This window comes from Marinobacter sp. LQ44 (assembly GCF_001447155.2).
In the GTDB taxonomy this organism is placed as follows: Bacteria; Pseudomonadota; Gammaproteobacteria; order Pseudomonadales; family Oleiphilaceae; genus Marinobacter.
Genome location: NZ_CP014754.1, coordinates 790,837 through 802,066, shown reverse-complemented (window position 1 = coordinate 802,066; position 11,230 = coordinate 790,837). Strand labels below are relative to the sequence as shown.

The window sequence follows — 11,230 nt, the reverse complement described above, 5'->3', positions numbered from 1 at the left end:
TTCGGCGGGTTTTTTGGGTTCTGGCAGTTAGCTTGTCGCTTCTTCCTCTGGCTCAATGAGTGGCGGCGGAAAACCGCCCAGCTCTTTCCAGCGGTTCACAATGCCGCAGAACAGGTCTGCGGTTTTTTCTGCATCGTAGGCTGCGGAGTGGGCTTCCTTGTTACTGAAAGGGATGCCTGCCAGTTTACAAGCCTGTGCCAGCACCGTATGGCCATAGGCCAGGCCAGCCAGAGTTGCTGTATCAAAGGTGGAGAAGGGGTGGAACGGGTTGCGTTTGATGTCGGCCCGCAAGGCAGCCGCAAACACAAAGTTGTGGTCAAAGGTGGCGTTGTGGCCGACCAGTACCGCGCGCTTGCAGTCGTGGGCTTTCACCGCTTTTCGGATCGGAGAGAAGATTTCGCTCAGGCCTTCCCGCTCCGGAACCGCCTCACGTTCCGGGTTCCAGGGGTCGATGCCGGTGAAGTCCAGGGCAGACTGCTCCAGGTTGGCGCCTTCGAAGGGGTCAATCTGCTGTACGTGGGTTTCCCCCCGGCGCAGCAAGCCATCGTCGTCCATGGTCAGTATGACGGCGGCAATTTCCAGCAGGGCGTCCCGCTCCGGATTGAAACCGGCGGTTTCAACATCGACAACCACCGGCAGGAAGCCGCGGAAACGTTGGGACATAGGATGTGGCGGCTTGTTTTCTTCTGACACTCGAACTCCGATGTTCGTGTTATGAATGAATAGTGAATTACGCCATGCGCCAGTGAACGGTTTCACCGGCCTTCAAGGGTACGATGTTACCGTCGGCCAACGGCAGTTGCTCTGGCATGGTCCAGGGCTCACGTACCAGGGTAATGGTGTCGGTGTTTCGTGGCAGGCCGTAAAAGTCGGCGCCGTTGAAACTGGCAAAGGCTTCCAGTTTGTCGAGAATGCCGAGTTCCTCAAAGACGTCTGCGTACAGGCCAATGGCGCCGTAGGCAGAATAGCAACCGGCGCAGCCGCAGGCGGCTTCCTTTTTGTCGCGGGCGTGGGGGGCGGAATCTGTGCCCAGGAAGAAGCGAGGATCGCCGCTGGCAACCGCTTCGCGCAGCGCCAGCTGATGCTTGTTCCGTTTCAGGATCGGCAGGCAATACAGATGAGGGCGGATACCGCCCACCAGCATATGGTTCCGGTTGTACATCAGGTGCTGTGGCGTCACGGTGGCGGCCAGGTTGCCGCCGGTATGGGCGCGCACAAACTCGGCGGAATCCGCCGTGGTGATGTGCTCCAGCACCACTTTCAGGGTTGGGAAGGCCTCGATGGTTGGGCTCAGGACCCGATCAAGAAACACTTTTTCCCGGTCGAAGATATCAATGTCGGCATCCGTGACTTCGCCGTGAACCAGAAGCAGCATGCCGCACTCGGCCATGGCTTCGAGTACCGGGTAAATATTGCGGATATCGGTAACACCCGATTCTGAATTGGTGGTGGCGCCCGCCGGGTAGAGTTTGGCAGCGACAACACCTGCGGCCTTGGCTTCCCGAATGGTTTCCGGCGTCATGCTTTCTGTCAGGTACAGCGTCATCAGTGGCTCGAAGGCGGTATTGCCGGCGGCTGCCCGGATCCGGTCACGGTAGGCCACGGCGGCTGCGGCGTCGGTTACCGGTGGCACCAGATTGGGCATGATGATCGCCCGGCCAAAGCAGGCGGCCGTTGCCGGCACCACGCTGTTCAGTACAGCACCGTCGCGCACGTGCAGGTGCCAGTCGTCGGGGCGGGTGATGGTGAGTGTTCTGGTCATGATGGTATCCTCAAAGCAGCCAAAAAGTTTTGCGGATTATATCAGAAGGCGGATGGGAATGTTTTTGCTAATCCAGCCCCTTTGTGGCTCAAGTAATCATTTTGAACGCCGTTAAACAGTCATGTTGGAAACAGACCCGGTTTTCGAGGCGCTCTCACAATGACTTATTCGCTTCGCCATTTGCTTCATCAAAAACTGGCAGCTGCAGGCGTGTCGGCTTTGCTTGCAGTGGCAGCTACGCCTGTTTTGGCGACAAGCTACGGTGCCGGCATTGAGAATAGCCAGTGGTACCTGTCGGAATCTGTGTTTGAGTGTTCCCTGGTACACGAGGTACCGGGATACGGCAGGGCGGTTTTCCGCCATCGGGCCGGCGAAGCGTTGAGTTTCTATCTGGAATCCGAGATCCCGGTGATGCGCCCCGGTCGCGGCCAGCTAGTGGTGGAAGCGCCAGCCTGGCGTCCTGGCGTGGCGCCCCGGGCCATCGGCTCGGTAACGGTCTCTGACCAGCCCAGGGCGGTCACGGTCAGCAGTCGTGAGGCAACGCTGATGACTCAGGGCTTGTTGCAGGGAATGCGCCCGACCGTCACACGAGCTGCCCGTTATGATGACCGGCCCGTGCGGGTCCAACTTTCCAACGTTAATTTCTCAGGCCCGTACTCGGGCTACCGGGAGTGCGTATCCAGCCTGCTGCCGGTGAACTACGACCAGATTCGTCGTTCCCGAGTGCCGTTTGTCAGCGGCAGTACCAGCCTGTCTGATACCGACAGGCAGCTGCTGGATAACATCGTGACCTACGTAATGGCGGATTCCACCGTTGAGCGGATATTTGTGGACGGCCATTCAGACAGTGTTGGCAGCCGCATCGATAACCGGGCGCTGTCCGAAGAGCGGGCGAATGTGGTGGCGGACTATCTGCGATCCCGCGGTATCGATGATGACCTTCTGATTGTGCGTGGGCACGGTGACCAGTTCCCGGTTTCCCGCCGGCATGCGGATAATCGCCGTACCACCATTCGCTTGCAACGGCAGGGCGAGCGCCCCGAGTTACAGCAGGCGAACGGCCCGGGTATGGATTTCTCAGGCTGAATGGAGCGGGACTTGTCAGTAAACCGTGCTGAGCAGGTCCAGGTGGGCGGTGACGCTTTCGGCCAGCGCTTTCAGGTGATATCCCCCCTCCAGAGTTGACACAATCCGGTCGTTTGCGTGGTCATGGGCCACGCTGATCAGCATTTCCGTCAACCAGCGATAGTCGTCCACTTCCAGATTCAGGTCTGCCATCGGGTCGAGTTTATGGCCGTCAAAACCGGCGGAAATCAGTACCAGCTGCGGGCGGAAATCCTGCAATTTCTTAAGCCACGCTGCTTCCACCGCTTTACGGTAGTCCAGAGCCGAGCAGTTGGCCTCGATCGGCGCATTGATAATGTTGTCCGCCTGGCGATGCACATGGGAGTGTGGATAGAAAGGGTGCTGGAAGCTGGAGCACATCAGGGTGCGTTCGTCTCCGCTAACGATGTCCACGGTGCCGTTGCCCTGATGCACATCGAAATCAACGATAGCAACCCGTTCCAGGTGGTGGAAGGTGAGGGCGCGCATGGCTGCCAGTGCCACGTTGTTATAGAAGCAGAACCCCATGGATTTGGAGCGCTCGGCATGGTGCCCGGGTGGGCGGGCGCAGACAAACGCGTTGGTCACCTGACTACTCATTACCATATCGACCGCCTGGATATTGCCGCCGGCGGCCAGTCGGGCGGCGCGCAGGGTATCCGGCATCATGGCGGTGTCCGGATCGGTAAACACCCGGCCCCGGGTAGGCTGCATCATATCTAGCTGTTGAAGGTAAGTCTCGGGGTGCACCGTTAACAGCTGGTCACGGGTAATTTCTTCCGGTCGAACCCAGTCCAGATCCCGTTCCAGGTGAGTGTCTGCCAGATACGCGAGGATGGTGGAGATTCGCTCAGGGCATTCCGGGTGCTCCGGGCCCATGTTGTGTTTCATGCAGTCATCGTGGGAGAAAAATGCCGTGGTCATACGTCTAGCCTGAACCTGGATATGCTTATTATTCAGGCCATGTTATCAGGGAAAACCGAGGTTTGTCGTATTTCTTTGGTCTAATGGTTGTGATAGCCGATTTACATCAGGAAATACCCATCTAAGATAAGGTATACATTGATAAGTAACCTGTTTTATTGAGATTCTTATCTACCTATATGTTGCTCATGGCCCGGGAGAATCACTTTGAGTACCCGCTATCTGGAAAGTCTGTTCAATCCTGAATCCATTGCTGTGATTGGTGCATCCGAACGGGCAAACAACCTTGGCGGTATGGTGCTTCGTAACCTGCTTGGTGGCGGTTATCCCGGCCGTCTGGTGGTGGTCAACCAGACCGACTACGACAATGTACACGGTGTTCCCTGCGTCAAGAAAGTCTCGAAGCTGGATTTCAGCCCGGACCTGGCCATTATCTGTACGCCACCGGATACCGTGCCGAAAATGATTCGAAAGCTCGGCGAATGTGGTGTGCGTACTGCCATTGTGATGACCGGCGGTATGTCACGTACCCACAGTAAAACCGGGCAGCCGTTGATGTATTCGGTGCGGGACGCGGCCCGGGAAACCGGCATTCGGGTATTGGGGCCCAATACCATCGGCCTGATGGTGCCGGCACGTCATCTTAACGCCACCTATGCACACATGGGCGCCATTCCCGGACGGGTGGCGTTTGTGGGGCAGTCCGGCACCATTGCGAGTTCGGTGATTGACTGGGCTTTTGCCCGGGGTGTCGGGTTTTCTTACTTCCTGACACTGGGCGATGGCATGGACATTGATCACGACGACCTGATCGATTACCTGGCCCAGGACACCCAGACCCGCGCTATCCTTTTACACATCGAAAATATTCCCAATCCCCGCCGCTTTATGTCGGCGGTACGGGTAGCCTCCCGAACCAAACCGGTTATTGCGGTGAAATCCGGCCGGGTACCGGAGTCGGAGTGGTTCGCCCATGAGTTACCGGCCGGCATCAAGCGCAGTGACCCGATTTACGATGCCATGCTGCAGAGAGCCGGTGTGTTGCGGGTGGACGGCCTGGGCCAGATGTTTGATGCCCTGGAAACCCTGACCCGAATGCGCCCGCTGCGGCGCGAATCGTTGGCGATCATGGCTAACGGGGTTGGCCCCGGTGTGCTGGCGGTGGACCGGTTGGCCGACCTGGGCGGCGAGCTGGCGGAACTGTCGGAGCAGTCCGTTGATGCCCTGGCGGAGTTGCTGCCGGCCTACTGGACCCGGAAAAACCCGATCGACCTCAACTACGACGCCACGCCAGAACTCTATGGCAAGGCGATCAAGATTCTCGCCAAAGACCCGAACGTGGCCAACGTGCTGGTGATGTATGCGCCAACCCTGATCGAGGACAGCCTGCAGATTGCCGATGCAGTGGTGCAGGCCTCCAAGGGCACACGGCTGAATATTTTCACCTGCTGGCTGGGGCAGAGCACGGTGATGGATTCCCGTGAAGAATTTTATCGTGCCGGCCTGCCGTCGTTCTTCAATCCTGAGAAGGCGGTCATGGCCTTTATGCAACACGTCCGTCACCAGCGGGTGCAGAGGCTGCTGACAGAAACACCGGAATCCTTCACCGACCATTTCGCCGACCGTGCCAATACCCGGAAACTCGTAGCCCGGGCACTGAGCGATGGCCGGAGGCATCTGTCCAACCGCGAAGCCCGGCGGGTGATCTGTGATTATGGCATCAACACCATCGACACCGTTTACTGTGACGATGTGGAAGAGGTGCTCGAAGTGTTTGCGGTGGAGCGCCGGCCCATTGATATTACGGTGGTGCATGAACAGGGCTGCTTTCCGTTTCTGGACCTGAGCCCTACCCAGCGCCGATACAAAGGCACGGTCAAAAAGCTCAACAGTGAGCAAGCGATTATTGATAGCTGCCGCTTCCTGATGGATGAGTACCGGGAGCACTTCCCCCGCAGCGGATTTCTCGGTTTTGCCGTGCAGCGGTCGTATCAGCATGTGGGCGGCATTGAATTCAGTGTGGGGATCACCCGGGACAACTTGTTCGGCCCACTGGTGGTGTGCGGTGCGGCGGGGGCTCAGATCAACATCATGACCGACCGGCAAATTGCTTTACCGCCGCTGAACATGGTGCTGGCCCGCGAGCTGTTGCGCCGCACCTACATGTACAAACTGTTGAAGGAACACAGCCTCAAGCCTGAGGAAGACATTCGAGCTGTGTCGGAGACATTGGTTACCCTGTCCCAGATCGTCATCGACATCCCGGAGATTCGGGGCCTGGAGATCGCACCCTTGCTGTTCAACGAGCAGGGCGCGGTGGCGGTGAACATTGCCATCGATCTGGACGACCGGCCCGGCAAGCCCATCATCCAGCCATACCCGAGAGAGCTGGAAGAGTGGATTGTGCTGCCGAAATCCGGACGCCGGGTGATTATCCGCCCGGTCCTGGCGGAAGATGAGCCGGCCCACCGTTTGTTCCACGAGCATCAATCACCGGAGTCTATTCGTTACCGGTTCTTCCAGTATCGGAAGCATTTCTCCCGGGAAGACGTCGCCCAGATGGTGCAGATCGATTACGACCGTGAAATGGTGTTTATCGCCAATGCACCGCGGCTGGACGGTGAGGGAGAGGAAACCCTTGGCACTGTTCGCACCTGGACAGACGCAGACAACCTGCGCTGTGAGTTTGCCGTGATGGTGGACGACCGGATGAAAGGCGAGGGGCTGGGCGTGGCACTGATGCAGAAGATGATCGACTACTGCCGTGCCCGGGGCACCATGGAAATGATCGGCAACGTGTTGCCGGACAATCGCCCCATGCTGAAGTTGGCAGAGCATCTGGGCTTTGAAATCAAATACAACCCGGAAGAAGAAGTGATGGATCTGCGGTTGGTGCTGAATGAACCAGTGAAAGACTGGCAGAAGGAGCGGCTGGGGAAAGGGGGCCACTTGTAAGGCCCCCGTCCGTTTTATTCCTCGACGATGGCGGAGCGGTCTTCGCCACCGAGTGCTTCCAGCAGCCCGGGAATCATCCGTGAGAGTTCCAGGGTCATCAGCGAAAAGGCGGCGTCGAACTTGGCCATGGCGTCGTCTACATCCACATCATCCAGCTGGTCCTGCAGGGTTTCACCGAACTTCAGCCGGCGAATGCCCAGTTCTTCATCCAGAATAAACGAGACGTTGTCATCCCAGGTAAGCGCCAGCTTGGTCACCTGCATGCCGGTTTCGAGGTGGTTGCGAATTTCATCGGCTTTCAGGTCCAGGCCCTTGCAACGCACCACGCCGCCGTCTTCGGAAGGATCCTTGAGTTCACATTCGCTGCCCAGCACGATATGGGCAGGGTGATCGATGGTTTCTGTCAGCCAGCCGGTGAAGGTGAAGGCAGGAGCCTGCTCCACCGCCGGCGGCCGAACCGGCAGCGAGCCCAGGCTCTTGCGCAGGGTTGAGGCAAGGTCTTCCGCCTGTTTGGCAGAGCCGGCATCCACCACCAGCACTCCGTCCTGCGGTGCCAGGTAGGCAAAGCAGCGGCGGTTGCGGGAAAACGCCTGGGGCAGCATTTCCAGCATGACCTGCTCTTTGATTTCCTCTTTTTCCTTCTTGCGCACTTTGCGGCCCTGGTCCAGCTCGATGGCCTCGGCGCGCTCTTCTACGGCTTCCTTGACTACCGGGCCCGGCAGAATCTTTTCTTCCTTGCGCAGAGCGATCAGGTGGTAACCGTTAGCGCTGTGCACCAATTGCTCACCGTGTTTTCCAAGGGGAGGTACCCAACCCTGGCGGGTGGTTTCCTGGGGGCCGCAGGGCTTGAAGGCATCCGCCTGCAGCTTTTCTTCCAGGGCTTCGGCGGTGATATCAAAAGGCTTGGTGAAACGGAAAATCCGGGCGTTACGAAACCACATTGGGGCTGAATCCTTGCTGTTTGTTCGGAGCGTTGCAAAAGGGCAGGGGATGATACGGCCACACGGTGGTGGCCGTAAAGTGACGGCGATCCGGGCAGATCAGATCTGCATGATTTCTACCAGCACGGTTTTCACGATAAACCCCACAACGCCGGCGCCCAGCACGGTAAACAGGGCAATGGTGCCGAACTTTCCTGCCTGGGATTTTTTGGCCAGGTCCCAAACGATGAAACCCATCCAGACAATAAGGCCCGTCAGAAACACCAGCATGGCGATCTGGGAGAAGACTGCTTCGTTCATGGTTACTCCGATATCAACAGGTACGGTTAGTGTTCATCCCGCAGGAAAACCCAGTTGTTTTTATCGGATTGGTCTTCGCTGAAATAATAACCTTCAAGGTTAAAACCCTTGAGGTCGTCGGCCTGGGTGATCTGATTCTGAATGGCGTAACGGCACATCAGGCCCCGGGCTTTCTTGGCGTAGAAACTGATCATCTTGTACTGGCCGTTCTTCCAGTCCTTGAACTGGGGGGTAATCAGGCGGCCGTCAAGCTGCTTCTTTTGCACACTCTTGAAGTACTCGTTGGAGGCAAGGTTAACCAGAACCTGGTCGTCTTGCGCCAGTAGCTTGTTCAGGGCGTCGGTAATCTTGCTGCCCCAGAAGGCGTACAGGTCTTTGCCTCGCTGGTTCTCGAACCTGGTGCCCATCTCCAGGCGGTACGGTTGCATCAGGTCCAGTGGTTTGAGCAAACCGTAGAGGCCGGAAAGTATGCGCAGATGTTTCTGGGCGAAGGCGAAATCCTGTTCAGAGAAACTTTCGGCGTCCAGCCCGGTATAGACGTCGCCCTTGAAGGCCAGGATCGCCTGACGGGCATTGTCCGGTGTAAAGGGGGTATGCCAGGTTCGGAACCTTTCGGCGTTAAGCTGGCCGAGTTTGTCGCTGATGCTCATCAGGTTACTGACCTGATGCGGCTCCAGTGCTTTGAGCTGGTCGATCAGCTCGCAGGCGTCGTCCAGAAAGTCCGGTTGGGTGTAGGTTTCCGTCGCCAACGGACTGTCGTAGTCCAGAGTCTTGGCAGGGGAGATGATCATCAGCATGTCAGCGGATCCTCATTGCAGAAACGTGAGTAACTGGTCCCTGGTGAACGGCCAGTCCAGCTCCGCGCCGGTGTCGTTACGGCGCAGCACCGGAATGCGTGTGCCGTAGCGCTCAACCAGTTCTTCAGACTGGGCTATGTCTACCACATCCACAGGGATCGGCTCTGGCATGGGTGTGCTGACCAAAAGCGCTTCCGCCAGCTCGCACAAATGACACTGGGAAGTGGTGTAAAACAGGAGTTCCATTATTTCTTCGGCTGCGCGTCGATTTGCTGGCCGTTGATACCCTGGCTGTCTTTGCCCATCAGGTACAGGTACACCGGCATCAGTTCTTCCGGAGCCGGGTTCTGGTTCGGGTTTTCCGCCGGATAAGCCAGCACTCTCATATTGGTACGGGTGGCACCGGGGTTCAGGCTGTTTACCCGGATATTGTGGCGGTTGTCATCCAGTTCATCCGCCAGCAACTGGCTCAGGCCTTCAACCGCAAATTTCGATACCGCGTAGGCGCCCCAGTAAGCCCGGGCCTGGCGACCAACGCCAGACGAGGTAAAAATCATGGAAGCATCATCGGATTTGCGCAGCAGGGGAATCATTGCCCGGCTGAGTAAAAACGGGGCCGTGGCGTTTACCTGCATCACCTTGTTCCAGGTTTCCGGATCATAAAGCTCTACCGGGCTGCGGGAGCCCAGAATGCCGGCGTTATGCAGCAATCCGTCAAGCCGGCCGAAGTTCTCTTCCAGGGTCATCGCCAGTTCTTCGTATTCCTTGACCGCCGCACCCTCGAAGTTCATCGGCACGATGGCCGGCTGCGGATGCCCGGCGGCTTCAATTTCATCGTAAACCTCTTCCAGCTTGCCTACGGTGCGGCCAACCAGGATGACGGTGGCGCCATGGGCAGCATAGGCTTTGGCAGCGGCGCGGCCGATGCCGCTACCGGCTCCGGTTACCATGACAATGCGGTCTTTCAGAAGATCGGCGGGTGCCTGGTAATCTTGCATAACCTGTCTCCGTGTTCAGGCGGTTACTGGCCAGCTTGGGGCCGGTGATGGAAATGAATTGGCGGCTATTGTAACAGCTTTGCCAGGTCGCTGACGGTATCGACGATGATATCAGCTTGCCACAGGTCAACCGACTCCGGTTGTTCGATGTAGCCATAGCGAACGGCGATGGTGCGCATGCCGGCGTTTCTGCCTGCTTCAATGTCCCGTTCGTGGTCACCCACGTAGACTGCCTGTTTCGGCTCTGCGCCAATCTCCCGGCATGCCAGGAGCAGCGATTCCGGGTGAGGTTTGCGCTCGGCCACATGGTCCGGGCAAATCAGCGTGGCGCATCGTTCTGCAAGCCCGAGGGCTTCGATCAGGGGGATGGCAAACCGGGCGGGTTTGTTGGTAACAATGCCCCAGGGAATAGACCGGCGTTCCAGATCAAGCAGCAACTCGTCCATGCCTTCGAACAGCGTGGTTTCGATGGCGACACCTGCTTCATACAGGTCCAGAAACGCCGTGTGCTTTTCCAGGTAATCCGGGTGTTCCGGCTCCAGGCCAAAGCCGACCCTGATCATCGCCCGGGCGCCGTTAGATACCGAACGCCGGATATGCTCCGCCGGCAAGGGCGCCAGCTCGTGCTGTTGTCGCAGCATATTCAGGCAGCGGATGAAATCCGGGGCGGTATCAATCAGCGTGCCGTCCAGATCGAACAGTACAGCTGAAGGGAGAGCGTCAGTCTTCACGAATATCCCGCGCGTGCATCAGGTAGTTGACGTCGACATCCCGGCCCAGTTTGTACACCTTGGTTAGCGGGTTGTAGGTCATGCCGGTGAGTTCCTGGACTTCCAGGCCAGCATGGCGCAGGTAGTCGGACATCTCGGAAGGCCGGATAAACTTTTTCCACTCATGGGTGCCCTTGGGCAACATGTTGAGCACGTATTCCGCACCCACGATGGCAAACAGGAAAGACTTCGGGTTCCGGTTAATCGTGGAGACAAACATGTGGCCGCCCGGGCGCAACATGGCGGCGCAGGCACGGATAACCGAAGCGGGGTCCGGCACATGCTCCAGCATTTCCAGGCAGGTGACCGCGTCATACTGGCCGGCATGTTCCGGATCACGCGCCAGCTCTTCGACGGTGGTTTGCCGGTAATCAACATTCACGCCCGATTCCAAACCGTGCAGTTTGGCCACTGACAAGGGCGCTTCACCCATATCGATACCGGTTACATGGGCACCGCGCAGGGCCATGCCTTCCGACAACAGGCCGCCGCCGCAACCAACGTCCAGCACCTTTTTGCCGGCCAGGGCTACCCGCTCGTCAATGTAATTCAACCGCAGGGGATTGATGTCGTGCAGCGGTTTAAACTCGCTGGTGGGGTCCCACCAACGGCTGGCCAGGGCCTCAAACTTGGCAATCTCGTTCTGGTCTACGTTCTGGTTGCTCATGGTGCTACACCT

Annotated in this window: 12 protein-coding genes; 2 read left to right on the top strand and 10 right to left on the bottom strand. The window is 58.0% G+C overall.

Annotation, left to right across the window (positions count from 1 at the left end):
• Positions 1 to 27: 27 nt before the first annotated feature.
• Together rnt and pyrC are read right to left on the bottom strand one after the other, a co-directional pair.
• Positions 28 to 693 carry a ribonuclease T gene (rnt, locus tag ASQ50_RS03785; protein WP_072676981.1) on the bottom strand — a complete coding sequence of 222 codons (666 nt, stop codon included), beginning with the start codon at positions 691 to 693 and terminating at the stop codon, positions 28 to 30.
• Positions 694 to 730: 37 nt separating this feature from the next.
• Positions 731 to 1,762, bottom strand: coding sequence for a dihydroorotase (gene pyrC / locus ASQ50_RS03780; protein ID WP_058090226.1), 1,032 nt, complete (start codon positions 1,760 to 1,762; stop codon positions 731 to 733).
• 159 nt (positions 1,763 to 1,921) lie between these two features.
• On the opposite strand from pyrC, the gene ASQ50_RS03775 reads away from it, so the two are divergent.
• Entirely contained in the window at positions 1,922 to 2,848 is a 927-nt protein-coding gene (locus tag ASQ50_RS03775; protein ID WP_058090225.1) for a flagellar protein MotY, read from the top strand.
• Positions 2,849 to 2,863: 15 nt separating this feature from the next.
• On the opposite strand, the gene ASQ50_RS03770 is transcribed toward ASQ50_RS03775, so the two are convergent.
• Positions 2,864 to 3,790, bottom strand: a complete 927-nt coding sequence (locus ASQ50_RS03770; RefSeq protein WP_058090224.1) for a histone deacetylase family protein — start codon at positions 3,788 to 3,790, stop codon at positions 2,864 to 2,866.
• Between the two features lie 207 nt (positions 3,791 to 3,997).
• Here ASQ50_RS03770 and ASQ50_RS03765 point away from each other — a divergent pair, with 207 nt between their 5' ends.
• Positions 3,998 to 6,745 carry a GNAT family N-acetyltransferase gene (locus ASQ50_RS03765; RefSeq protein WP_058090223.1) on the top strand — a complete coding sequence of 916 codons (2,748 nt, stop codon included), beginning with the start codon at positions 3,998 to 4,000 and terminating at the stop codon, positions 6,743 to 6,745.
• A gap of 14 nt (positions 6,746 to 6,759) precedes the next feature.
• Here the strand turns inward: ASQ50_RS03765 and rdgC are convergent, their stop codons facing one another.
• The 7 genes from rdgC to ubiG all read right to left on the bottom strand — a co-directional run bounded on the left by rdgC (position 6,760) and on the right by ubiG (position 11,218).
• A complete protein-coding gene (gene rdgC, locus ASQ50_RS03760; protein WP_058090222.1) occupies positions 6,760 to 7,686 on the bottom strand; it encodes a recombination-associated protein RdgC in 927 nt (308 codons plus the stop codon).
• 99 nt (positions 7,687 to 7,785) lie between these two features.
• The gene (locus ASQ50_RS03755) at positions 7,786 to 7,986 is read right to left on the bottom strand and encodes a DUF2788 domain-containing protein (RefSeq protein ID WP_058090221.1); all 201 of its coding nucleotides are present in this window, start codon (positions 7,984 to 7,986) and stop codon (positions 7,786 to 7,788) included.
• A gap of 26 nt (positions 7,987 to 8,012) precedes the next feature.
• On the bottom strand, positions 8,013 to 8,783 hold the full coding sequence (gene yaaA / locus ASQ50_RS03750) for a peroxide stress protein YaaA (RefSeq protein WP_058090220.1): 771 nt from the start codon (positions 8,781 to 8,783) through the stop codon (positions 8,013 to 8,015).
• A 12-nt stretch (positions 8,784 to 8,795) separates the two neighbouring features.
• Positions 8,796 to 9,029, bottom strand: coding sequence for a glutaredoxin family protein (locus tag ASQ50_RS03745; RefSeq protein ID WP_058090219.1), 234 nt, complete (start codon positions 9,027 to 9,029; stop codon positions 8,796 to 8,798).
• On the bottom strand, positions 9,029 to 9,781 hold the full coding sequence (locus tag ASQ50_RS03740) for a YciK family oxidoreductase (RefSeq protein ID WP_058090218.1): 753 nt from the start codon (positions 9,779 to 9,781) through the stop codon (positions 9,029 to 9,031). Before ASQ50_RS03740 ends, ASQ50_RS03745 begins: the two co-directional genes overlap by 1 nt.
• Before the next feature lie 65 nt (positions 9,782 to 9,846).
• On the bottom strand, positions 9,847 to 10,512 hold the full coding sequence (gene gph / locus ASQ50_RS03735) for a phosphoglycolate phosphatase (RefSeq protein ID WP_058090217.1): 666 nt from the start codon (positions 10,510 to 10,512) through the stop codon (positions 9,847 to 9,849).
• Positions 10,502 to 11,218, bottom strand: coding sequence for a bifunctional 2-polyprenyl-6-hydroxyphenol methylase/3-demethylubiquinol 3-O-methyltransferase UbiG (ubiG, locus tag ASQ50_RS03730; protein ID WP_058090216.1), 717 nt, complete (start codon positions 11,216 to 11,218; stop codon positions 10,502 to 10,504). The genes gph and ubiG overlap by 11 nt, the downstream gene beginning before the upstream one ends.
• Positions 11,219 to 11,230 lie beyond the last annotated feature (12 nt).